Origin of the sequence: Aquitalea magnusonii (assembly GCF_003202035.1) — a bacterium.
Lineage (GTDB): Bacteria > Pseudomonadota > Gammaproteobacteria > Burkholderiales > Chromobacteriaceae > Aquitalea > Aquitalea magnusonii.
Window position 1 is genome coordinate 64,215 of record NZ_QJKC01000010.1, and the last position, 23,882, is coordinate 88,096.

Consider the following 23,882-nt stretch of genomic DNA (forward strand, 5'->3'; position numbering starts at 1 on the left):
CATGATCACGCTCGACCTGACCTTGCCGGACACCCGCTACCCCATTCACATTGGCCACGGACTGCTCGATCAGGTCGAACTGATCCTGCCCCACCTGCCCATCCCGCAGGTGGCCATCATCACCAATGAGGTCGTCGCCCCGCTCTATCTGCAGCGTCTCACCCAGCAGCTGGAACAGCATGGCGTCCGCACCATTCCGGTGGTGCTGCCGGATGGAGAAGAGCACAAGAACTGGCAAACGCTGAACCTGATCTTCGACGCACTGCTGGCTGCCAATGCCGAGCGCAAGACCACGCTGATTGCCCTGGGTGGCGGCGTGATCGGCGACATGACCGGCTTTGCCGCTGCCTGCTATCAGCGCGGTGCCCCCTTCATCCAGATTCCCACCACCTTGCTGGCGCAGGTGGACTCCTCGGTGGGAGGCAAGACCGCCATCAACCACCCGCTGGGCAAAAACATGATTGGTGCCTTCTACCAGCCCAGACTGGTGCTGGCCGACATGGACCTGCTCGCCACCCTGCCGGAACGCGAACTGTCCGCCGGCATTGCCGAAATCATCAAATACGGCTTGCTGGGTGATATCGACTTCCTTGGCTGGCTGGAAGCCAATATGGACCAACTGCGTGCACGCGACCCGGCTGCCCTGCAATACGCCGTACGCCGTTCCTGCGAAATGAAAGCCGAGATTGTCGGCCAGGATGAAAAGGAACAGGGCGTACGTGCCCTGCTCAACCTGGGCCACACCTTCGGCCATGCCATTGAAGCCGGCCTGGGCTATGGCCAATGGCTGCATGGCGAAGCAGTAGGCGCCGGCATGGTGCTGGCTGCCGCCGCCTCGCAAGCCCTGGGCTGGCTGACAGAGGAGGACGTGGCCCGCGTGCAGGCCTTGATTGCGGCAGCCGGCCTGCCAGTACGCAGCCCGGACTTTGGCGCAGCAGAGTGGCTGCGCCACATGGGTCACGATAAAAAGGTCGAAAGCGGCGTCATCCGTTTTGTGCTGCTCAAGAAACTGGGGCAGGCCGTCATCCAGCCCGGACTGCCGCCCCCCCTGCTGGAGTCGCTGTTCCACAGCCAGCATATCGACCCGACACTGGCACTGCAGTAAGCCACGCCCGCCCGGAACAGATAAAACCTTTACGCCATTAAGGAGTTCTACGGATTGCGGTGAGGTGCGGCTACCCGAATAATCGACTGCATAATTCAAGCAGAGAGAGAATCTCGGAGGGAAGCCCAGGTGGATGCCATTACCGCATTGACGGCCAGTTTCGGCCTGATGAGCACTTACTACCTTGCCCGTCAGCTGTGGCGCAAGGCGACATATAAAAAACCGCGCGCCCGTGGCATCGACCCAGTGGGCGAAGCCGAGGTTTTCCTGGCTTATGGCCGTAGCGCTGATGCGGTGCGGGTCCTCAAGGACGCCATGAAGGACGAGCCGCACAATCTGTCGATCAAGGTCACGCTGCTGCGAGCCTATTCCTCCGAAGGCAATGGCAAAGCCTACTGCCGCCTTGCGCGGGACATCCAGGCCCAGGTGAAAGATCAGCCGGTATGGCGCACCATCCAGGAGGCGGGCCGCCAGCTGGCTCCGCAGGACCCCCTGTTTGCGGCCAAGGCCTGATACGCGCGCTGCCAGCATCATGAAAACAGGCTGCCTCACGGCAGCCTGTTTTGTTTACCTGGCCACTCACATCATCAGACGGCCCCGGCCTCGGGCTCCCGGAACTGCAGACTGTGCAAGCGGGCATACAGCCCATCCTGCAACATCAATTGCTGATGACTCCCCTGTTCCGCCACCCGCCCCTGATGCATCACGATGATGCGATCGGCGTTTTCGATAGTGGACAGGCGATGGGCGATGACGATGGTGGTGCGATTCTTCATCAGGTTCTCCAACGCCGCCTGCACCAGCCGCTCCGACTGGGTATCCAGCGCCGAAGTCGCTTCATCCAGAATCAGCAAGGGGGCATTCTTCAGCAGGGCACGGGCAATGGCCAGACGTTGACGCTGACCGCCAGACAATCGCACCCCGTTTTCACCAATCTGCGTGTCCAGCCCTTCCGGCATGGCTTCAATAAATTCCAGTGCATTCGCCGCACGCGCCGCTTCGATGATCTGCTCACGGCTGATATTGTCGCGTGCGCCATAGGCGATGTTTGCTGCCACGGTATCGTTGAACAGCACCACATCCTGGCTCACCATGGCGATGTGATGGCGCAGATCAGCCAGGACGATGTCGTCCAGCGCAATGCCATCCAGGGTGATCTGCCCCGACAAGGGCTCATAAAAACGCGGAATCAGGCTGACCAGCGTGGTTTTGCCGCTACCGGAAGAGCCTACCAGCGCCACGGTTTCACCCGAGTTCACCTCCAGGCTGACCTGCTGCAACACATCGCGTTCGGCATTCGGATAGCGGAAGGACACCTTGTCAAAACGCAGGCGCCCCTGAGTTTGCGGTAGACGGCGGGTGCCATGATCCGGCTCGCCCGGTTCGTCCAGGAAAGTGAACACACTTTGCGCCGCCGCCAGGCCGCGCTGCATGGCCTGGGAAATGCCGGTAATCCGCTTCACCGGTGCGAACAGCAGCATCATGGCGGTAAGGAAGGACATGAAGTCACCCGCAGTGAACGAACCATGCTGGGCGCGCAAGGCGGCAAAATACAAAATGGCGGCCAGCGCACAGGCGATCATCAGCTGCGTCACCCCGGTATTGGCCGAACTGGCGGCGCTCTGCTTCACCCCGTTACGACGGATGGCCTGCGCCGCCTCGTTAAAGCGGCTTTCTTCGTATTCTTCGCCACCATAAACCTTGATCACTTTCTGACAATCCACGCCCTCGCCCAGAATCTGGGTCAGGTCTGCCATGTGCTGCTGATTCTCCAGCGCCAGGCCGCGCAGGCGTTTGGCCACCATGCGCATGCACACGGTCACCACCGGCATCACCACCAGGCAGATGATGGTCAGCTGCCAGTCGATATACAGCAGCCAGGCCAGCAGGCTGACCGCAGTCACCCCGTCTTTTACCGTGACGGTGATGACATTGAAGCCCGCCTCGGTCACCTGGTTGACGTCAAAGGAAATACGCGACACCAGACGGCCGGACTGATTGTCGGCGTAATACGGCACCGGCAGACGCAGCATCTTGGCAAACATTTGCTGGCGCAGGGTTTGCACCAGATGCCCGGCCAGCCAGCTGGAGGTGTATTCGTTGATGAAACTGGTGATGCCGCGCACCAGGAATACCCCGACGATGGCCATCGGCACCCAGACAATGGCCTTCGGGTCCTTGTTGACAAAGCCACCGTCAATCAACGGTTTCATCAGGCGGGCAAACGCCGGCTCGGTCAGGGCGGCAATGGTCATGGAGACCAAGGACAGGGCGAAAACCTTCCAGTACTGGGCCAGATAACCCAGCAGGCGGCGGTAGATGGGCCAGCTATGTTTCAAGTTGATAGTCCAATCGGTTCAATGTGATACGGCCAGCAGGCCGGAAAGCCCGCTCAAGGCCATGATCTGCTGCAGATTGCTGTCCGGCGCAAAGCGTTGCCGGACATCAAGCGCACCGGCCGCCGCCATGGCACGCTGCTGCGGCATGGTATCCAGCGCACTGGCAATCGCGTCGGCCCAGGCCTGGGCGTTACCGGCCTCCACCAGGGTGCCGGTCTGGCCATGTGTTACTGTTTCCGGAATGCCGCCGGTATGGCTGGCCAGTACCGGGCAATGCAAGGCCAGCGCTTCGATCTGCGACATGCCCAGCGGCTCGTAAGTGGATGGCATCAGCAGCAGGTCGGCCCGCCGATACAGCGGTGCCACCGGAGAAACCACACCAGCCAGCAGCACACGTTGCTGCAAGCCCAGGCGCTGGATTTCGGCTTCGATATCTGCTCTGGCCACCCCATCACCGGCCACCAGATAGCGCCAGTTTGGATGGCTGTCACGCAAAATGGCCATTGCTTGCAGGATGGTCAGATGCCCCTTTTCGCCACGCAGCATGGCAGCATGCAGCAGCACCGGGCGGTCATCTGCCGCCAGCCAGCTGGCGATATGAGGCGGCACCACCTGATCAACGGCGGCATCCAGCCCGACAAAGTCTATCCCCGGATACACTACGTGGATGCGCTCGGGCCGGATGGCCGGATTTTGCAGCAAGGCATCGCGCAGGTAATGACTGGGCACCATGGTGGCATCCACCAGCCGGTTATACGACCATGCAGACGGCTTGCCCGGCTGATAGGTACGCGAACGCAGCAAGAACGGGCGGCGCCATACCAGGCGCGCGGCGATGGCCAGATTATTGCTGTCATGACCGCTGTGGCAAATGGCCAGGCGTGGCTGATGCTGGCTGATCCAGCGTCGCAAAATGGCAATGGACGGCAGGTGCAGGCTGTTACGGAAACGCACTGGCAACACCGACAGCCCTTGTTGCAAGGCCACCTGCTCCACCCGGCTACCAGGACGGCAGGCCAGCATGGTGCGCAGGCCGTGCGTCTGCATCTGGCGCATTTGCTGCATCAGTTGCAGCTCCTGGCCACCCACATTGTCGGATGACTCGGTAAACAACACCCAGTCAGTCATGATCTATTCCTTCCGCAGCGCCGGCCGTCTGGCTGATCTGCAGCAACTGTTGCAGGGTTTGCCATGCGGCAGTCGCACTGATGGCTTCCATGCACAGGGCACGGCGGCATGCATTGGCACCATTACCAAAACGGCGGAAACAGCGCAAAGCCCAGTCCACGTCGCGATGGTGCACACTGCGCTGGTTACGGCAGGGGAAGATGGCAGGCCCTACCCCCAGGCAGTGATAGTGCGCAAAGAAACGGCTGGTACCAAACAACACCTCGCTGCCCGGGCCAAACAGCATCAGCAATGGCGTGCCGGCTACCTTGGCCAGATGCGCCACCCCGGTATCAGGGCAAACACAGGCACGCGCGCCAGCCAGCAGCTGGCGTAACTGCAACAGGCTCAGACAACCAGCCATGCGTACATCACAGGCCGGCGGGTCGATTTCACGCAGCAGGGCATCCTCGCCCGGCCCGCAAGACCATACCACCGACAGCTGGGCCGCACGAATGGCATCTGCCAGAGCCTGCCAGTGTGCCGCAGGCCAGAAGCGGGTAGCCGAGCTGGCCCCCACATGCAGCACGATGTAGTTATCCGGCAAGTCGGGCAGGCTCTGCGGCGGCATGGGCCAGTCTTCCACGCGGTAGGGACGAGGCTCCGGCCCCTCTATCAAACACGCAGCAGTATCAGTCCACGCTTCAGGCTCTTGCGCATAGGGTACTGCCTCATCCAGCAGCCAGTTCTTGTGGGCGGGTTGTTCACCGGCGAAACCGACAATCCAGCGCGCCCCGATGGCACGGGCCAGATAACTCAGCCGGTTTTCGCCCATCAGCAACACCAGGTCAAAGCGCGGCATGGCAAACAATTGGCATATCGAGGCAAAGTTGCGAATATGCCAGCCAAAGGCCCGCACACCATAAGGTTGACCTGCATACAATGCGACCTGACCGGGTGGGCAGGCCATGACAATATCGGCCAGCGGATATTGTTCGCGCGCCTTCGCCAGCAAGCTGGTCGCCATCAAGGCATCACCCAGCAGGAACTGGTGCAATATCAATACGCGTTGTAGCTGCTCAGGCCTTGGCTTGTGGCGCAACCATTGTCCGGGCAGACGGAGAAGTACACTGCCGAGTATCAACAAGCGGCTTAGTAAACTTTGGCTTTTAATCCTTTTTGGCATGATATGAATTACGATTTGTTCAACTCATGAAAAAGCGCAATCATTTCCATCACCATTTTCTCTTCCGTAAACTTCAAAACCGACTCCCTAACTTCGATACTTAGATCATACCAATGATCTTTTATATCAAGCCATCTTTTCACATTCACCACCCATTGCTCATGATCTGTAACACTGGCAATCCAACCGGTCTTATTTTCCTGCACCAGCTCTGCCCCACCACAACGGTTACTTACAAAAACAGGGAGTCCGCAAGCCATAGCTTCCGCAATAACCAATCCGAATGGCTCATAAACAGATGGTAAAATGAAAGCATCACTCATCCCATAGTAATCGATGACATTTGATTTAGATCCAACAAAATAAACTCTTGCATCAACCCCAAATTTGATAGCAACTTTTCTATACCAGTTAATTTTTTTATCGCTTCCAACAACAATCAATCTAACATCCGGAAATTGAGCAATAAGTTCAATTGCTTGATAAAGACCTTTCCTATTAAATCCAGAACCAACAAAAACCATAACAGGAACATCAGCTGCTATATTTAATTCCGCCCGCATCCTTTCTCTATTTCTGCGAGCATCACGAGGGTTAAAGCGCTGCGTATCGATACCATTATAAATAACATGGCATTTTTCAGAAGGAAGACCAATAAAGTCAATCACATCGCGCCTAACCATTTCAGATATACAAATCACACCTCGAAAGTCTGGATGACTGTACATCCTTCTCTCAACTTGCCGCATATACAGATGGAACGGATTTAAAAAAACAGCTACCCGCGCCTTGAAACCATATTTCTTTTTTCTTGTATCTAGCCATGCAGCGTGAACACCATCGTCTGCACGGTATACATTACATCCTGGTATTCGCTCATGTGAGAGAACTAAATCTGCCCTCATCCGTTGCCACGCTCGTCGTGCAGCGCGGGCAAAGCTCCAGTCACGCCAGATGCTGCCCAAGTAGAAGGGATTGACGCGACACACGGTCACGCCATCCAGTTGTTCCCAATTGCGGTTGATCAGCACCGGCTCCAGTTCATCTTGTAGTTTAAGCTGGCCCAAGATGGCGCTGACAATCCGTTCGGCACCACCGGCCGGATTATATTTCTGCCTCACAATCGCCAGACGGCTCATACGCTTTCTCCCAGTACCACATCCACCGCATCCAGCACTTGTTGCAGGCTGATCAGGTTCAGGCATTCGCTGTTCCAGCCGCCGCCGCAACCGGCATTGCCACAGGGCCGGCAAGCGACCTTGGCGGCCACCACCCGATGCGGCACTTGCCACGGCCCCCACTCGATGTCGCCCGATGGGCCGAACAGTGCCACACAAGGCGTTTTCATCGCCGAGGCGATGTGCATGGGCACCGAATCCACCCCGATATACAGGCGGGCATGGTCGATGGCTGCCGCCAGTTCCTTCAGGGTAAGCTGCCCCGCCAGGCTGGCGACAGGGCTGGTCAGACGCGACTGGATATCACCCAGCATGGCCATTTCATCCGGACTGGGGGCGGCAGTCAGCAGTACCTTGAGTCCGCGTTGCTGCAGGGTGTTGATCAGCGCCGCCATGTTTTCCACCGTCCAGCTTTTGAACAGCCAGCGTGAGGTGGGGTGGACCAGAATGTACTGCCCGGCTTGCAAGCCTTGTTGTTCCAGCTTGGCCGCCAGCGTGGCCTCGGCATTGTGGCCGGGAACCAGAGTCAATGCACGCTGCTCAGCTGAGGGATACACACCAATGCGGCGTAGCGCATCCAGATGGATTTCAATGGTATGGCGGCGGTTGCCCGGCACCTGCAAGTAGCGGTGGGTAAAGCTGTTGCGAAACAGCTTGCCATAGTGGCCATCCGGCCCCACCGACCAGCGCGGTGACAGCAGGCGCACCAGCCAGGCGCCGCGCTTGTGTTCGGTCAGGGTAATCACCAGGTCGTAACGACGCTGGCGCAATTGGGTCAGCAAGCCCAGTTCGGCCTTGCACTGGCCGAACAAGCCCAGCTTTTTCCAGTTGCGATCTATGGTATGCAACTGGCTGATGGCCGGATGCAGGCTGAGCATTTCCTGCGTGTCGCGATAGACCAGTGCATCGATTTCCAGATGCGGAGCCTGCTGCTTCAGCACGGTAAATACCGGAGAAGTCAGCAGGACATCCCCATGATGGCGCAGTTTGATGACCAAGACGCGCCGTACCTGGTTCAGATCGATGGAATCGTTAAGCATAGATAAGGTAAAAAAAGCCGGATCAGGCATCCGGCTCGACATTCAGCAGTTGCAAAAGATCGGCGATTTTATCAGGGTCTTCGGATCGAAGCATGCGCCCCGCAATGGGCGCGATATCGTCCAGATGGGTGTTGAGCACCATGCGTTTCACCGCCAGCAGGCTGGCCGGATGCATGGAGAACCTGCGCAGGCCCATGCCCAGCAGCAGGCGGGTCAGGCGCGGGTCGCCCGCCATTTCGCCGCATACCGACACCGGCACCCCACCCTTGATGCCGGTGCGGATGGTATGCAGGATCAGCTTGAGCACGGCCGGATGCACCGGGTCGTACAGGTGGCTGACCGAATCGTCGTTACGGTCGATAGCCAGGGTGTACTGGATCAGGTCGTTGGTGCCGATGGACAGGAAATCCACATGCTTGATGAAACTGCCCACCACCAGCGCGGCGGAGGGGATTTCAATCATCGCCCCCACTTCCACATGCTCGTCGAAAGGCAGGCCTTCTTCGTGCAGCTCCTGCTTGGCGTAATCCAGCTGGGCAATGGACTGCTTGAGTTCGCCCAGTGAATTGAGCATGGGGAACAGGATCTTGACCTTGCCGTAATGCGAGGCACGCAACAGCGCGCGCAACTGGGCACGGAACATCAAGGGTTCGGCCAGACACAGGCGGATGCCGGTCAGGCCCAGCGCCGGGTTATCGGCCACATCGTGGTTCAGCCACTTGGGATTCTTGTCGGCCCCCAGGTCCATGGTGCGGATGGTGACCGGCAGGCCTTTCATGTCTTCGGCCACCTTGCGGTAAGCCTCGAACTGTTCGTCCTCGGTAGGCAGGGTGTCACGGCCCAGAAACAGGAATTCGCTGCGAAACAGGCCGACGCCCACCGCACCGGACCCCTTCACCACCTCCACATCCTGCGGCAATTCGATATTGGCCAGCAGTTCGATCACCGTGCCATCTTTGGTTTTGGCATCGGATTTGCGGATGGACGACAGCTTGCGCTTGGCATCGCGCCAGGCACGCTGGCGGCGGCGGTATTCGCTGAGCACCAGCTCATCCGGGTTGACGATCAGCACACCCTGCTGACCATCGACGATGATCTGTTCTTCTTCGCGGATCAGCTCGCGTGCGTGGTGCAGCGCAATGACCGAGGGCAGGTCGAGGCTGCGCCCCAGAATGGCGGTATGCGAGGTGGCACCGCCGACGTCGGTGACGAAGGCGGCGAAGTTGGAATCCTTGAAATACACCATGTCGGCCGGCGACAGGTCGTGCGCCACCAGAATGGTATCGTCCAGCAGATCGCCGGGAGCCGGCAATTGCGGGGCGTGGCCGTCCAGGTTCTTGAAAATGCGTTCCACCACCTGCAGCACATCGTTTTTGCGCTCGCGCAGGTAGTCTTCTTCGATGGCGTCGAACTGCTCGACCAGCAGGTCACACTGCAGCTTCAGCGCCCATTCGGCATTGCAGCGCTGCTTTTCAATGATTTCGCGTGGTTCGCGCGAGATGGTGACATCGCCCAGCAGCATGATGTGCAAGGACAGGAAGGCGCCCAGCTCGGCCGGTGCATTTTCCGGGATGCTCCCCCACAGCATTTCCAGCTCTTTGCGCGTGGCGCGCACCGCCTCGTCGAAGCGCGCCATCTCGGCCGGGATGTCTGCGTCCTCCAGGCCGTAATGCGCCACATCGTCCATGCTGCGCGAGATGAGATGGGCCCGGCCAATTGCGATGCCGCCACCAATGGCCACACCATGCAGGGTGATATTCATCGTCCCATCCCCTCCTCAAGCGGGCTGATTCATTCAGCCTCGTCAAACCGGTTGTTGATCAGTGCCACCAGCGCATCCAGCGCTTCCTGTTCATCAGGACCTTCCACATCCAGCTCGATGGTGGAGCCCTTGGCCGCAGCCAGCATCATCACCCCCATGATGCTCTTGCCATTGACGCGGCGGCCATTGCGGGCAATGCCCACATCGCTCTTGAAGCGGCTGGCAAGCTGGGTGAATTTACTCGATGCGCGAGCATGCAGGCCAAGTTTATTGATAATTTGTATTTCAACGCGCAGCATTACCGTCCCCCGGTAGAATATAAAGCACACCTTCCAGCCCGCCGGTAATGGCCTTGCTGACCACGATCTCCAGTGGCTGGCTGCTATAGCTGAGCGCTCGCACCAGCATGGGCAGGCTGACGCCGGCAACGGCCTCGACCTTGCCCGGATTGATCAGCCGGCTGGCGATATTGGATGGCGTGCCGCCATACATATCTGTCAACACCACCACGCCATCGCCCTGTTCCAGGCGTGCCACCAGCGCAGCGGCTTCGACCAGTTTCTGATCCGGATCCTCGGTTTTTTCCACCGCCAGCGTGGCGATATTGTCCGGGTCCCGTCCCAATACGTGCCGGGCGCAGTCCAGTAGACAGGCGCCCAGATTGCCATGTGATATGACTAGTACACCAACCATGCCCGAGTCTTCTTGTCCGTAACGGTTATTGGCACACAGCAGGTTTTATCCCGCTGTACTCATGTCTGCGGCGAATCCGCCATTGTAGCAGGCCCGTTTTCCACCCGCCGGTACCAGGCCAGTTTATCCGCCAGCGTGACCACGCTGCCCACTATGATAAGCGCAGGCGAGGCAACGCCATAGGAAGAAATCAATGCCGGCAGGCTGCTCAGGGTGCCGGTCAGCGTCCGCTGCCGTGCCGTGGTGGCCCATTCGATCACCGCCACCGGGGTATCTGCCGGCTTGCCATGCTGGATGAAGGCGGCACACAGCTCCGCCGCCATGGTCAGCCCCATGTACACCACCACGGTCTGATCCGGGCGGGTGAGTGCCGGCCAGTCCAGATTGATGCTGCCATCTTTCTTGTGGCCGGTGACAAAGGTGACCGACTGGGCATGGTCGCGGTGGGTCAAGGGTATACCGGCATAGCTGGCCGCGCCATTTGCCGAGGTAATGCCCGGTACCACCTCAAACGGAATGCCATGCTCGGCCAGGGTTTCGATTTCCTCGCCGCCGCGGCCGAAGGTAAAGGGATCGCCCCCCTTCAGGCGCAGCACCCGCTTGCCTTCGCTGGCCAATCTTACCATCAGCAGATTGATGTCTTCCTGCGGCAGGCTGTGGTTGGCACGGGCCTTGCCCACATAAATGCGCTCGGCGTCGCGCCGTACCAGCTCCAGCAATTCCCGAGCCACCAGGTTGTCATGCAAGACCACGTCGGCCTGCTGCATCAGGCGCAGTGCGCGGAAGGTGAGCAGGTCCGGATTGCCGGGACCGGCTCCCACCAGGTAGACCGCGCCACTGGGCGTGTCCTGGGTGCTGGCCAGCCGCTTTTCCATTTCCTGACAGGCGGCTTCTTCACGGCCATTCATCACGGCTTCGGCCACCGGGCCTTCCAGCACGGATTCCCAGAAGGCGCGGCGCGCTTCCACATCGCCGAAACGGGCTTTCACCTTGTCGCGAAAGCGCGCGGAAAAGGCGGCCAGCAGGCCGAAACCGGCCGGGATGATGCTTTCCAGCCGGGCACGCACCAGCCGCGCCAGCACCGGGACCGCCCCGCCGGAAGAGACGGCGATCACCAGCGGCGAACGGTCGATGATGGCTGGCGTGATGTAGGTCGACAATTCCGGATCATCCACCACATTCACCGGAATATTGTGAGCCTGGGCTGCGGCGGAAACCTGCTGATTCACCGCGCGCTGGTCGGTGGCGGCCACCACCAGCCGCATGCCGGCAACCTGCTCGGAAGCGAAATACCCTGGCAACCAGTGCAGGCTGCCCTGCTGCGCCATTTCGCCCAGTTCGGCGGTCAGCTCAGGCGCAACCACGGTGATGCGGGCAGCGGCCGCCTTGAGCAGACGAATCTTGCGCAAGGCGACATCGCCTCCCCCCACCACCAGGCAGGGCGCATCCTGCAGCTTCAGAAAAATCGGAAAGTAATCCATGCATCGCTCCACAAGCAATGGCCACAGCATACTTTATTTGTTGCATAAAAACGACGAGCGGCCGGCACTCTGCCTGATTTTCGTCATCACATCTTTGCGGCGAAATGCCATGATGGAATGAAGCACTGCCCACACAGCCGTGCCAAGGGTCGCCGCGGCAGACCGTCTGCGGGCTGCGGCAGGAGCGGTGCAAGGCCAGCGCGGGATGGGCTTGGCCGGTGCGGGCACTCGGCAAGAGATAAACAGCGCAACTTCAGGAAGCGGCGGGTACTCATTGAATATCTTCAGATCGACATGCAGCAGAACAGGCTACGGCACGGTCTTGATACTGGCGCTGGGCAGCCCGCTGGCCTGGGCGGGCGAACTGCCTCACGCCACCTGGGACTGGCCGCTGGCCAGTCTGCTCGGTGCTGCGGCCGGGATCTGGCTGGGCAGCCTGTGGCAGCGACGCCGCCAGGAGCAAGAGCAGGCAGATACCCTGCGCTTTCTGGTGGGACACTCCAGCGCCGCGCTGCTGGCACTGGACGGACAAGGCCAGTTGCAAGCAGCCGGACAGGGCTGCGCCTCCCTCTTCGGGCGGCAACCGCGTAGCCTGGAGGACTGTGGCCTGCCGCCGGCGCTGTGCCAGGCATTGCAACAGCAGACTGCCTTGCTGGCACCTCCGCAGCATGTCGAACTGCAGGATGCACAGGGCCGCACCCGCCAGCTCGGTCTGCAGCACATCGTGCTGCCGGCCGGCAGAGCACCGGGCAACTGGCGACTGCTGCTGTTGCACGATGCCGGCGAGGAAGGCCGCCCGGTGCAACTGGGCAATGCCATCAGCACGGTATTGCAAGGCACGCGCATCGGCCTGTGCGAATTCGACCTGGGCAAACAGCAGGTCAGCTGTTCGCCCGGCTCGCTGCACAAGCTGCTGGGGCTGGATGCGCAGCTGGAAAAAATGAGCCTGGACGACTGGCTGCAGCTGCTGCATCCGGAAGACCGCCCCTTGCTGGAAAACGCCCTGCAGGCAGCCTGCCATCACCCGGCCACCAGCCATAGCCTGGAATGCCGCATGCGGCACGCCGACCAGCATTGGGAATGGCTGGAGCAGAATCTGCAAGCCGATCCGCAAGCGGGCGACGGCGCCATCGTGCTGGCGCTCAATCAGGTCATCACCGCGCGCAAGCTGGCCGAGGCCGCCATGCGGCGGCGCGAACAGGAGTTCCGCACCCTGGTGGAAAACTCCACCGACATCATCGCCCGCTACGATCTGGAACTGCGCTGCCAGTTCATCAATCGCAGCGTCAGCCGTTACTCGCCGCTGATCCGCGATGAGCATATCGGCAAAACCGTGGGCGAAAAGGGCTGGCCGGCCGATGTGGTTGCGCTGTTCGAGTCGCAATGCCGGCAATTGATCGACACCTGGGAGCCACGCTGCTTCGAAATGGAGCTGCTGGCGCATAACCGGCGCTATATTTTCGAAACCCGGCTGTTTCCCGAGTTCGACAGCAATGGCAAGCTCACCAGCATTCTGTCGGTGGACCGGGAAATTACCGACACCCGCCAGGCCAATCGTCTGCTGAGCGAAGAAAATGCGGTGATGGAGATGATCGCCTCCAATCAGCCGCTGCAAGACACGCTGGCGCAGATCTGCACCATGATCGAATCCCAGCTCACCGGCGGCTTGTGTTCGGTGATGCTGCTGACCGAAGATGGCCAGCACCTGCATGTTGCCTCCGGCAACAGCCTGCCAGCAGGCTACAGCGCACATATTGAAGGCATTGCCATCGGCCCCGAGGTCGGCTCCTGCGGCACCGCGGCCTACTGGAAGCGCACCATCATCGTCGAGGACATGGAAAATAGCCCGCTGTGGCAGCCCTATCTGGACTTTGTCCGGCCCTACCGGCTGCGCGCCTGCTGGTCGACGCCACTGTTCAGCAGCACGCGCGAGCTGCTGGGCACCTTTGCCATTTACTACACCGAGCCGCGCACGCCCAACCCCGATGAAATGCGGCTGGTTTATCGCAGCTCACACATCACCGCCATTGCCCTGCAGCGTGACATCCACGAGAAAAAGCTGTTCCAGCTGGCCACCAAGGACGAACTGACCCGGCTGGACAACCGCCGTCACTTTCTGGAGCAGGCCGAGCGTGACATCAAGCGCAGCCAGCGCTACCAGCAGCCGATGGCCGTGCTGATGATGGACCTGGACCATTTCAAGAACATCAACGACCAGTACGGCCATGCCGCCGGTGATCAGGTCATCACCCACTTCGCCACGCTGTGCCGTGAGGTGCTGCGCACCTCGGACCTGACCGGACGACTGGGTGGCGAGGAGTTTGCCGCCCTGCTGCCCAATACCGAAGGCAGCGCTGCGCTGGCGGCGGCCGAACGGATACGCGAGGCGGTCAGCCAGAGCCGGGTCGAAGTCAACGGGCAGCAGATCCACTACACCGTCAGCGTGGGGCTGTCCTTGCTGCGCAGTACGGATCTGCATGTGGATGACCCGCTGAAGCGGGCCGACAAGCTGCTGTATCAGGCCAAACACCTGGGACGCAACCGGGTTTGCCATGACCTGCCGCCGGCGCTGGATTAAAATGGCGCTTTTGTCAGGCAGCCGCCCATCGTGAGTCACTGGCACACCGACTATCTGTCCCACCCGCTCTACCAGCCGCTCTGCGCGCTCATCACCAAGCTGCCTCTGGCCGACTGGCCCGGGCAGGCCGACTACGACCGGCTGCGGCAACTGGCCGCGCCAGCCGGCCTCCCCGCCGGCCTGCGCTTTTGCTGCGACCTGGAGGCAGCCGCCTACTACGAAACCCATATTGCCGACACCGGCGAAGTGCCCACCCGCAGCGGCAACTGGCACGACTGGTTCAATGCCCTGGCCTGGCTGGCCTGGCCCTTGAGCAAGGCCGCGCTGAATGCGCGCCATGTACGCGCCATCCGCCGTGGCGAGATCCAGCGCGGGCCGCGCCGTGATGCCGCCACCTTGCTGGATGAATGCGGGATCATCGTCGCCTGCGCCGAGCCGGCACTGGGGCAGGCGCTGGATGACATGCAATGGCAAACGCTGTTTGTGCAGCGGCGTGACGCCTGGGGGCGGCAGATCAGCGTGCATGCGCTGGGGCATGCACTGTTTGAAACCGGCCTGACACCGCATCTGGGCTGGTGCGGCAAGGCGCTGCTGCTGGCGGTGGAGCCAGACTTCTTCGCCCTGCCCGAGGCCGTGCAGCGCGAGCAACTGGACAGCCGGCTGGCCAGCATGCTGGCCGATGACGACTGGCTGGCCAGCCCGCGCCAGCTATGGCCGCTCCCCTTGCTGGGCATTCCCGGCTGGTGGCCGGATAACGAAAACCCGGCCTTCTACCAGAATACCGACTACTTCCGCCCCAGCCGGCGGGCAAAGTCTTCCAGCGACACACTCTGAAGCCGCTCGGTCACCGTGCCGAGCAGGTTTTCGATGCCCTGCCCCACCTCATCGTCATTGGCCAGGTCGGCGCGGTAGACAAACAGCTGGAACAGCTCGGACAGCGGCACCACCGCCAGCTTTTTCATCAGCACCCAGCCATCGCGCTGGCCTTTCTGCACATAGCCATGCAGCGCCAGCTTGTCCAGCACCAGGCCCAGCTCGTCGTAGCCTATCTTGACCTGTTGGCGCAATTGCACCGGCGTCAGGCTGCAACCCTGCTCCTGCGCCGCATCCAGCATCAGCAACACTTCCACCGCATCCAGAAAACGTCGCCGCGGCTCAAAGCGCCGCCGCCAGGCCCCGCCTTCCCAGTAGGAAAGCGATGCAGTAAACACCGCCCCGGCCAATACCACCATCCACAGGCAATACACCCAGAGCAGGAAAATCGGAATACTGGCAAAGGCTCCGTACACCAGCTGGTAGCTGGCCACCTGACCGATGTAATAGCCAAAACCGAGCTTGGTCAGCTCCAGCAGCAGCGCGGTAATCATCGCCCCCAGCACCGCATGCCGGATGGGCACAAAGCGGTTGGGCACAATCCGGTACAGCAGCGACAGCACGATGCCGGTCAGCAGGATGGTGCCACCCGCCTCCACCGCACTGGCCAGCAAGGGCATGGTTTTTTCGAAACGGGTGAACTTGAGCAGCCAGCGCCAGGACAGCAGGCCACCGCCCAGCACCAGCGGCCCCAGCGTCAGCACCGTCCAGTACACCATGCTCTGCTGCAGCCAGGGCCGGCCGCGGCGCACGCTCCAGATGGCATTGAAGGTGCGCTCGATGGTGGACATCAGCATCAGCGCCGTCACCCCCAGCATGATGATGCCGGCGGCAGTGAGCTTTTCCGCATTGTCGGCAAACTGGCGCATATAGACGGAAATCACCTTGCCGGCGAATTCCGGCACCAGCGTCGACAACAGCAATACCTTGAAGCGCGTGCTGTAGTCGGAAAACACCGGAAAGGCGGAAATCACCGTCAGGGCAATGGTGAACAGCGGCACCAGTGCCAGCAGGGTGGTGAAGGTCAGGCTGCCGGCAACCTGCAGCACGCGCAGGCTGCTCATGCGGCGGATCAGGAAGCCGGAAAAACCGATTTGCGTTGCATACTTGGTAGGCAGTTTCATGAGGCGCAAGGTAATTCAGCCACCGCCGGCTGGCAAGCGGCAAGCTTGTGGTGCCACCCGCGCGCAGGCCAGACCGCGCGGCGGCTTTACGTTTGGCACACGGTCTTCATACAAATTAACAGATGGAAACTGGTATCATGCTGCCAGTTCACCCTGGTTGCCGCCATCCCTCGCTGTGGCGGCCCTTCCTCTGGATATCGCCGTGCAAGACATCCTCGTACTCTATTACAGCCAGCATGGTGCCACCGCCGAACTGGCCCGGCTGATTGCCCGTGGCATCGAAAGCGTGCCCGGCTGCCAGGCACGGCTGCGCACCGTGCCCAAGGTTTCCACCGTCTGCGAAGCCAGCGCACCGGCCATCCCGGCCAGCGGCGCACCCTATGTGGAAAAAAGCGATCTGGCCGAGTGCATAGCCCTGGCGCTGGGCAGCCCCACCCGTTTTGGCAATATGGCCGCCGCCATGAAGTACTTCATCGACAGCACCAGCGGGGAATGGATGGCCGGCGCACTGGCCGGCAAGCCGGCCTGCGTGTTCACCAGCTCCTCGTCCATGCATGGCGGGCAGGAATCCACCCTGCTGAGCATGATGCTGCCGCTGCTGCACCACGGCATGCTGCTGGTCGGCCTGCCCTATTCCGAGCCACAACTGGCCGCCACCCAGAGCGGCGGCACCCCCTATGGCGTCAGCCATGTGGCTGGGGTGCAGAATGACCGCCCGCTGTCGGCCGACGAAAGCAAGCTGGCCTTTGCCCAGGGCAAGCGGCTGGCGGAAGCCGCCTTGCGGCTGCAGCAACCGCTGTAATACAGGGCGGGCGCGCTGGCCTGGCCGCGCACTCGCTGATTTTCTACCTCTTGCGCAGCACGGATTGCTGCGCCGGGAACAAGCTTTATGTGTGGAATTGCCGGTTTCTTTTCCCGGACCCCCGTTGCCGCGGCAACGGCCGATGCCATGTTGCTGGAACTGGCCCGGCGCGGGCCGGATGCCGCTCATCAGTTGCGGCTGGACCAGCACGGTCAGCGCGCCGCGGATGCCTTCAGCCAGGCTTACCGCCAGGGTGACAGCGCACTGGCCGAGCAGGTGCTGCAATTGCTGATTCTGGATGAAAGCCTGCAGCAGCTGGACGCGCTGCGTCGCGCCCTGCCCTAGCCGCCGGAGATCACCGAGTCATGTTCATCCGGCAGCGGCGCATAAAAGCTGCTGGGTGATACGCCCAGCTCGCGCTTGAACATGGTGGCAAAGGCACTGGGGCTGGCATAGCCCAGGTCCAGTGCCACTTCCAGCACGCTGGCCCCGCAGGCCAGCTTTTCCAGTGCGGCAATCAGCCGGGCCTGCCGCCGCCACTGCCCCAGCGACAGGCCGGTTTCGCGACTGAAACGCCGCTGCAGCGTGCGCGCATCCATGGCCAGTTGCGCGGCCCACTCCTCCACCGAACGCGCATCACCCGGATCGGCCTGCAAGGCAGCACACAGGCCTTGCAGGGCCGCACTGTGCGGCCGTGGCAAGGACAGCGCCAGCGTGGGCAGGCTGCGGATTTCATCCAGTAGCAGTTTCATCAGCCGCTCATCGCGCGAATCGGCCGCATACGGCACAGCGATATCCATGGCCGCCAGAATCAGCTCGCGCAACAAGGGCGAAATGGCCAGCACCCGGCATTCCTGCGGCAGCCCGTCCAGGCTGTCTTCCCGCACATACACCGTGCGCATGCGCACCGCGCTGATCATCCGCACCTGGTGCCAGGTGGCAATCGGCAGCCAGATGCCACGGGTAGGCGGCACGATCCACTGCCCCAGTGCGGTGCTCACCACCATCACCCCTTCCACCGCATACAAGAGCTGGGCGGTGGGATGGGCATGCCGCGGGGTGCTTTCTCCGGCCGGATAATCGCGCGCCTTGGCCACCACCGGCGCAATACCAGTGTCGTACTGGTGCAGATGCTGATAATCAGTCATGACTGTCATTTTCTCGCAGATAATTGCCCTTCATGCGCAGGACGGGCAGGACACCCCTTGATAGCATGATGAACCCACCACCACAAGACGACATCATCATGACAAGCGCCAGCCAGAGCATGGCACCGCCGCAGGACACCCGCTTCCGGGTATTGGGTGCCATCAGCTTTACCCATTTCCTCAACGACATGTTGCAGTCGCTGATTCTGGCCATCTACCCCGTGCTCAAGGGTGGCTTTCACCTGAGCTTTGCCCAGATCGGCCTGATGACCCTGGTTTACCAGTGCACCGCCTCGCTGCTGCAGCCGCTGGTCGGCATCTATACCGACAAGCGCCCACTACCCTACTCGCTGGTTTTCGGCATGGGCTCCACGCTGTGCGGCCTGTTGCTGCTGTCCGTGGCAGCCAGCTATCCGGTGCTGCTGATCGCCGCCGCACTGGTGGGCACCGGCTCGTCCATCTTCCACCCGGAATCCTCGCGCGTGGCGCGCATGGCCTCCGGCGGCCGTCATGGTCTGGCGCAGTCGCTGTTTCAAGTAGGGGGCAATACCGGCTCTGCCACCGGCCCCTTGCTGGCGGCGCTGGTGGTGTTTCCCTACGGCCAGCCCAGCCTGGCCTGGTTCTCGCTGGCCGCCCTCTTGGGCATGCTGGTGCTGTGGCGCATCGGCGTCTGGTATAGCCACCAGCAACGCACGGCCAAGGCGCACAAGGCCATTGTGCCCACCGGCCTGTCACCGCAGCGTACGGCGTTCACGCTGGGGGTGCTGGTGCTGTTGGTGTTCTCCAAGTATTTCTATCTCACCAGCATCACCAGCTATTTCACCTTTTACCTGATGCAGCACTTCGGGCTGGGTATTCAGGCGGCACAGCTGCATTTGTTCATCTTCCTGTTTGCCGTGGCCGCCGGCACGGTGCTGGGCGGGCCGATTGGCGATGCCATCGGCCGCAAGCGGGTGATCTGGTTTTCGATTCTGGGCGTGGCACCGTTTACCCTGGCCTTGCCGCATGTGGACCTGTTCTGGACCAGCGTGCTGTCCTTCATCATCGGCTTCATTCTGGCCTCGGCCTTCTCCGCCATCCTGGTGTATGCGCAGGAGCTGGTGCCGGGCAAGGTGGGCATGGTGTCCGGGCTGTTCTTCGGCTTTGCCTTCGGCATTGGCGGTATCGGTGCGGCGGTGCTGGGCAAGGTGGCCGACCATTACGGCATCGAAACCGTCTACCAGCTGTGCGCTTTCCTGCCCTTGCTGGGAGTGATTACCGTGCTGCTGCCCGACCTGCACCGTAAAAAAGCCTGAGTCACGCGGCACCTTGACAAACAACCCTCTCGCTTTCTGAAAGGAAAGCAAGGCTCCTTTCTTCAATTGGCAAGGCCAGGACGGGGGAAAGGCGAATAGATGGGAAGGCTGCGGAATCAGTGACTTAATCGAAAGGCCCGGCTTTGCCGGGTCCAGTACAATGGCTCCAAATAACTTTGTCAGCAGCCTGAAAACCGGCCATCACGGCCGGTTTTTTCATGGTGCGGGCGGGGTGGGGACCGCAGGGATGGGGGCGGCTGCCAGCGGCTGGCAATCGCGCGCCAGCGTACGCCCGCCGCGGGTGAGCAAGACCGACTGCTCGCCCTTGTTCCACCACACCAGCAGCTGGCTGGCATAACGCACGCCGCTGGCACTGCTGACCCGCACCAGCCGGTAGTGCTGCCCCTGCCAGAGAATGCGGATGGGCAGCACATCGGCCACTTCCGGCTGCGGATATTCCACGCTGAGCAGGCGATGGGCCGCGCATTGGTAATCCACCCGCTGCATGGCCGGTACGGCCTCGCCGGAGACCGCCTCGCCAGCCTTCTCCAGCAGCAGGGGCTGCGGTTCGGCCAGCAGCGGCAAGGGTAGCAGGCAGGCCAGCAATACAGGCAACAGCTTCATGACGTTTCCTTGTCGATGGTGTCCCCATGCCACGGGGCCACCTTCAGCAACAACAACATGCCGGGCAAGGCCAGTACCGCGCACAGCAGGAAAAACCCGCCCCAGCCCACGGCATCCACAATATAGCCGGTGGCGGCATTGGCAAAGGTGCGCGGCACCGCTGACAAGCTGGTAAACAGGGCAAACTGGGTGGCGGTATAGGCCGGATGGGTGGTGCGGGCGATAAAGGCGACAAAGGCTGCCGTCCCCAGGCCGACGCCCAGCGCCTCGAAACCGATCACCAGGGCCAACTGGCCTAACTGGACAGGACCAACCTGCTGAAAATGGCCATAGCTGGCCAGCCAGGCGAAGCCCAGTATCGACAGCAGCTGCACCACGCCAAACAGCCATAGCGCACGGTTGATGCCCAGCTTGAGCATCCACACCCCGCCCAGCAGGCCGCCGATGACCGCCGGCCACAGTCCGGCGTTCTTGGCCACCAGGCCGATCTGCGACTTGGCAAAGCCCATGTCCAGGTAAAACGGCGTGGCCAGCGCGGTGGCCATGCTGTCACCCAGCTTGTACAGGAAGATGAAGCCCAGAATGGTGGCGGCAGCCTGCCAGCCCTGGCGCTGGATGAATTCGTGAAACGGCTCCACCACCGCCTCGCGCAGGGTCTTGGGTGGTGCTGCCGCCAGCTTGGGCTCGGACACCAGCAGGGTCATCAGCACCCCGGGCAGCATGAACAGCGCGGTGATGATGAAGACATTGGCCCAACTGGTGTGATCAGCCAGAATCAGCGACAAAGAGCCCGGCACCAGGCCGGCCAGCCGATAGGCATTGATATGGATGGCATTGCCCAGCCCCAGCTCGGCCTCGTCCAGCAGCTCGCGGCGGTAGGCATCCAGCACGATGTCCTGGCTGGCGGAGAAAAAGGCCACCACTGCCGCCAGCATGGCGATCTGCTGTAGTTGCAGCCGTGGATCGAACAGACCGAACAGGGCCATGCTGATGAGCAGGGCCAGCTGGCTGAGCAGCATCCAGCCGCGCCGTCGCCCCAGCAGCGGCGGCACGAAACGATCCAGCAGCGGCGACCACAGGAATTTCCAGGTATAGGGCAGGCCGATCAGGGCAAACAGGCCGATGGCCTTGAGATTGACACCTTCGCTGCGCAGCCAGGCTGGCAACAGGTTGATCAGCAGATACAGCGGCAAACCGGAAGCAAAGCCGGTGAACACGCAAATCAGCATGCGGCGCGACAGGATGGCCTCGCGCCAGTGCAGGGGAGCTTGTTTCATGAATCCTTGTGGCCGGGGCCAGCAATGCAAAAAGGCGACCGTAGCCGCCTTTGTGGGTCATCGGTACTCAGCCGGGCTGGCGGGCTACACGGTAGAACGCCAGGCTGCCGCGCAGATTGGGCAGGAAATGAATGCGCTTTGCCTCGTTCATCACCACCCGCTCCAGCACGCGGATGCCATTCTTGGCACACAGCGCCTCGAAGTCGCCCAGCATGCACCAGTGGATGTTCGGCGTGTTGTACCACTCGTAGGGAATGGTTTCCGATACCGGCATATGGCCTTGCAGAATCTGCCAGCGGTTTTCCCAGTAGCCGAAATTGGGGAAGGTGACGATGGCCTCGCGGCCGACGCGCAGCATTTCCACCAGAATCTGCTCGGTATTGTGCATGGCCTGGATGGTCTGCGACAACACCACATGGTCGAAGCGCTGGTCTTCGAACTCGGCCAGACCGGTTTCCAGGTTGCCCTGGATGGCGTTGACGCCCGCTTCCACGCAGCGCACCACATTGTTGACGTCAAAGTCCACGCCATAGCCACGCACCGCCTTGTGGCGGTTCAGCCAGGACAGCAGCGCACCATCGCCGCAGCCCAGGTCCAGCACGCGGCTGGAGGGGGCCACCCAGTCGGCAATCAGTTGCAGGTCGGCCCGCAAGGTTTGGTTTGCGCTCATGCGTTCACCTCCTCGGCCACGCGGTTGAGATAGGCGCGCATCAGCTTGACATAGGGTTCGTCCAGCATCAGGAAGGCATCATGGCCGTGCACCGATTCGATTTCGCCGTACACCACTTCCTTGTCCGCCGCCACCAGCGCCTTGACGATTTCGCGCGAGCGCTCTGGCGAAAAGCGCCAGTCCGAGGTAAAACTGGCCACCATGAAGCGGGCGCTGGCTTTACGCAGCGCCGCCACCAGGTCGTCGTTCAGGTCCTTGGCCGGGTCGAAGTAATCCAGCGCCTTGGTCATCAGCAGATAGGTATTGGCATCGAAGTAATCTGAAAACTTGTCGCCCTGGTAGCGCAGGTAGGATTCGATCTCGAATTCCACCTCGAAACCAAACTGGTAATCCCCGCTTTTCAGCATGCGGCCGAATTTCTCGCCCATGCCGTCGTCGGACAGATAGGTGATATGCCCCAGCATGCGCGCCAGCCGCAGGCCACGGCGCGGAATGGCATGCTGGGCGTAGAAGTCGCCGCCATGGAAATCGGGGTCGGTGAGAATGGCCTGACGGGCGACATCATTGAAGGCAATGTTCTGTGCCGACAGCTTGGGCGCCGAGGCAATCACCAGCGCATGCGCCACCCGCTCCGGGTAGTCGATGCTCCACTGCAGGGCCTGCATGCCGCCCAGGCTGCCGCCAATCACCGCCGCCCAGCGGTCTATGCCCAGCCGGTCGGCCAGCCGCGCTTGCGAGCGCACCCAGTCCGGCACCGTCACCACCGGAAAGGAAGACCCCCAGGGCTGGCCGGTGGCCGGATTGATGGAGGACGGGCCGGTACTGCCGTGGCAGCCGCCCAGATTGTTCAGCCCCACCACAAAAAAACGGTCGGTATCGATGGGCTTGCCGGGCCCCACCATATTGTCCCACCAGCCGGCGGCCTTATCATCGGCAGCATAGCGCCCCGCCACATGGTGGTGGCCGGACAGCGCATGGCAGATCAGGATGGCATTGCTGCGCGCGGCATTGAGCGTGCCATAGGTTTCAAAACACAGTTGGTAGGCAGGCAGCACGGCAGCGCTGGCCAGATGCAGCGGGGTATCGAACTCCGCGATCTGTGCCTTTACGATGCCGACAGACCTTGTCAGATCAGACATAACAAAAAAGGCCTCTATTGATTATTGCCCCGCCGGCGGCCTTGCTGGCCATTCTCGCTGCGGAGCCTCCTGTAGGCTACGGCTGCTATCATCGCCTGTCTGGCCGATTATATCCATAGCCTTGCTTGCTACCGTACCGCCGGCACCGCATAATCGGCCCGGTTTTCTTCTCTCCGTCCCCGCCATGATCGGTCGCCTGTTCCGCCTGTTGCTGCTGTTTGCCGTGCTGTATGCCATCGCACGCTGGCTGCTGGACCGGCGTCAGCGGGCAAGCCTGCGCGAATTCATCAGCACCCTGGCCACCGCCCTGCTGGCCGCCTCGGCCATCTTCGTGCTGCTGTACTGGCTGGGCTTTCATCAGCTCTAGCCCGGCCGGGCAAGGCACGGTGTCGTTCGCATACCGCCCGGCAGCGACTCACCCGATAGCCTGGCAGCCCAGGCGCAAGGCAGGCTCAGGCAAA

The 23,882-nt window shown here is 61.4% G+C and carries 23 protein-coding genes; 8 read left to right on the plus strand and 15 right to left on the minus strand.

Translation table 11 applies throughout. The features are described from left to right. The first annotated feature begins 1 nt into the window (after window position 1). The gene (gene aroB / locus DFR38_RS12035; protein ID WP_059284431.1) at window positions 2–1,105 is read left to right on the plus strand and encodes a 3-dehydroquinate synthase; all 1,104 of its coding nucleotides are present in this window, start codon (window positions 2–4) and stop codon (window positions 1,103–1,105) included. A gap of 129 nt (window positions 1,106–1,234) precedes the next feature. Further along, window positions 1,235–1,618, plus strand: a complete 384-nt coding sequence (locus tag DFR38_RS12040; RefSeq protein ID WP_239688495.1) for a type IV pilus assembly protein FimV — start codon at window positions 1,235–1,237, stop codon at window positions 1,616–1,618. A gap of 74 nt (window positions 1,619–1,692) precedes the next feature. Here the strand turns inward: DFR38_RS12040 and msbA are convergent, their stop codons facing one another. The 9 genes from msbA to cysG form a co-directional block, all read right to left on the minus strand. Beyond that, entirely contained in the window at window positions 1,693–3,444 is a 1,752-nt protein-coding gene (msbA, locus tag DFR38_RS12045; protein WP_420865208.1) for a lipid A export permease/ATP-binding protein MsbA, read from the minus strand. A gap of 18 nt (window positions 3,445–3,462) precedes the next feature. Then, window positions 3,463–4,572, minus strand: a complete 1,110-nt coding sequence (locus DFR38_RS12050) for a glycosyltransferase (RefSeq protein ID WP_059284429.1) — start codon at window positions 4,570–4,572, stop codon at window positions 3,463–3,465. Then, window positions 4,565–5,578 carry a glycosyltransferase family 9 protein gene (locus DFR38_RS12055; protein ID WP_158527732.1) on the minus strand — a complete coding sequence of 338 codons (1,014 nt, stop codon included), beginning with the start codon at window positions 5,576–5,578 and terminating at the stop codon, window positions 4,565–4,567. The genes DFR38_RS12050 and DFR38_RS12055 overlap by 8 nt, the downstream gene beginning before the upstream one ends. 167 nt (window positions 5,579–5,745) lie before the next feature. Next, complete coding sequence (locus DFR38_RS12060; RefSeq protein WP_110313455.1) at window positions 5,746–6,942, minus strand: glycosyltransferase family 4 protein; 1,197 nt, start codon at window positions 6,940–6,942, stop codon at window positions 5,746–5,748. Then, entirely contained in the window at window positions 6,873–7,955 is a 1,083-nt protein-coding gene (rfaQ, locus tag DFR38_RS12065) for a putative lipopolysaccharide heptosyltransferase III (RefSeq protein WP_059284426.1), read from the minus strand. Before rfaQ ends, DFR38_RS12060 begins: the two co-directional genes overlap by 70 nt. Window positions 7,956–7,977: 22 nt before the next feature. Further along, a complete protein-coding gene (gene ptsP / locus DFR38_RS12070) occupies window positions 7,978–9,717 on the minus strand; it encodes a phosphoenolpyruvate--protein phosphotransferase (RefSeq protein WP_059284425.1) in 1,740 nt (579 codons plus the stop codon). 29 nt (window positions 9,718–9,746) lie between these two features. Continuing rightward, window positions 9,747–10,016: an HPr family phosphocarrier protein gene (locus DFR38_RS12075; RefSeq protein WP_059284424.1), complete on the minus strand. Its 270-nt coding sequence runs from the start codon at window positions 10,014–10,016 to the stop codon at window positions 9,747–9,749. Beyond that, window positions 10,003–10,410, minus strand: coding sequence for a PTS sugar transporter subunit IIA (locus tag DFR38_RS12080; protein WP_059284423.1), 408 nt, complete (start codon window positions 10,408–10,410; stop codon window positions 10,003–10,005). Before DFR38_RS12080 ends, DFR38_RS12075 begins: the two co-directional genes overlap by 14 nt. A 59-nt stretch (window positions 10,411–10,469) precedes the next feature. Next, complete coding sequence (gene cysG, locus DFR38_RS12085) at window positions 10,470–11,891, minus strand: siroheme synthase CysG (protein ID WP_059284422.1); 1,422 nt, start codon at window positions 11,889–11,891, stop codon at window positions 10,470–10,472. A 274-nt stretch (window positions 11,892–12,165) separates the two neighbouring features. Here cysG and DFR38_RS12090 point away from each other — a divergent pair, with 274 nt between their 5' ends. Then, window positions 12,166–14,469 (plus strand): sensor domain-containing diguanylate cyclase, encoded by a 2,304-nt coding sequence (locus DFR38_RS12090; protein WP_158527733.1) that lies wholly within the window; start codon window positions 12,166–12,168, stop codon window positions 14,467–14,469. A gap of 30 nt (window positions 14,470–14,499) precedes the next feature. Next, window positions 14,500–15,303, plus strand: coding sequence for a DUF3025 domain-containing protein (locus tag DFR38_RS12095; protein ID WP_059284420.1), 804 nt, complete (start codon window positions 14,500–14,502; stop codon window positions 15,301–15,303). On the opposite strand, the gene DFR38_RS12100 is transcribed toward DFR38_RS12095, so the two are convergent. Continuing rightward, complete coding sequence (locus DFR38_RS12100; RefSeq protein WP_059284419.1) at window positions 15,255–16,466, minus strand: YihY family inner membrane protein; 1,212 nt, start codon at window positions 16,464–16,466, stop codon at window positions 15,255–15,257. The genes DFR38_RS12095 and DFR38_RS12100 overlap by 49 nt on opposite strands. Window positions 16,467–16,668: 202 nt before the next feature. Between DFR38_RS12100 and wrbA the strand changes: the two genes are divergently transcribed. Together wrbA and DFR38_RS12110 are read left to right on the plus strand one after the other, a co-directional pair. Further along, entirely contained in the window at window positions 16,669–17,268 is a 600-nt protein-coding gene (wrbA, locus tag DFR38_RS12105) for an NAD(P)H:quinone oxidoreductase (protein ID WP_059284418.1), read from the plus strand. Between the two features lie 87 nt (window positions 17,269–17,355). Next, complete coding sequence (locus DFR38_RS12110; RefSeq protein WP_059284417.1) at window positions 17,356–17,613, plus strand: hypothetical protein; 258 nt, start codon at window positions 17,356–17,358, stop codon at window positions 17,611–17,613. Here DFR38_RS12110 and DFR38_RS12115 read toward each other — a convergent pair. Then, entirely contained in the window at window positions 17,610–18,416 is an 807-nt protein-coding gene (locus tag DFR38_RS12115; protein WP_110313457.1) for an AraC family transcriptional regulator, read from the minus strand. The genes DFR38_RS12110 and DFR38_RS12115 overlap by 4 nt on opposite strands. A 65-nt stretch (window positions 18,417–18,481) precedes the next feature. Here DFR38_RS12115 and DFR38_RS12120 point away from each other — a divergent pair, with 65 nt between their 5' ends. Further along, window positions 18,482–19,711 carry an MFS transporter gene (locus DFR38_RS12120; RefSeq protein ID WP_082693240.1) on the plus strand — a complete coding sequence of 410 codons (1,230 nt, stop codon included), beginning with the start codon at window positions 18,482–18,484 and terminating at the stop codon, window positions 19,709–19,711. A 216-nt stretch (window positions 19,712–19,927) separates the two neighbouring features. On the opposite strand, the gene DFR38_RS12125 is transcribed toward DFR38_RS12120, so the two are convergent. From DFR38_RS12125 to metX, 4 genes are all read right to left on the minus strand, one after another. Beyond that, window positions 19,928–20,335, minus strand: a complete 408-nt coding sequence (locus DFR38_RS12125) for an MliC family protein (RefSeq protein ID WP_059284416.1) — start codon at window positions 20,333–20,335, stop codon at window positions 19,928–19,930. Then, window positions 20,332–21,612: an AmpG family muropeptide MFS transporter gene (locus DFR38_RS12130; RefSeq protein ID WP_059284415.1), complete on the minus strand. Its 1,281-nt coding sequence runs from the start codon at window positions 21,610–21,612 to the stop codon at window positions 20,332–20,334. Before DFR38_RS12130 ends, DFR38_RS12125 begins: the two co-directional genes overlap by 4 nt. 67 nt (window positions 21,613–21,679) lie before the next feature. After that, window positions 21,680–22,282 carry a methionine biosynthesis protein MetW gene (metW, locus tag DFR38_RS12135; protein WP_059284414.1) on the minus strand — a complete coding sequence of 201 codons (603 nt, stop codon included), beginning with the start codon at window positions 22,280–22,282 and terminating at the stop codon, window positions 21,680–21,682. Next, a complete protein-coding gene (metX, locus tag DFR38_RS12140) occupies window positions 22,279–23,421 on the minus strand; it encodes a homoserine O-succinyltransferase MetX (RefSeq protein ID WP_059284413.1) in 1,143 nt (380 codons plus the stop codon). Before metX ends, metW begins: the two co-directional genes overlap by 4 nt. A 184-nt stretch (window positions 23,422–23,605) precedes the next feature. On the opposite strand from metX, the gene DFR38_RS12145 reads away from it, so the two are divergent. After that, a complete protein-coding gene (locus DFR38_RS12145) occupies window positions 23,606–23,788 on the plus strand; it encodes a protein MIGRI (protein ID WP_059284412.1) in 183 nt (60 codons plus the stop codon). Window positions 23,789–23,882 lie beyond the last annotated feature (94 nt).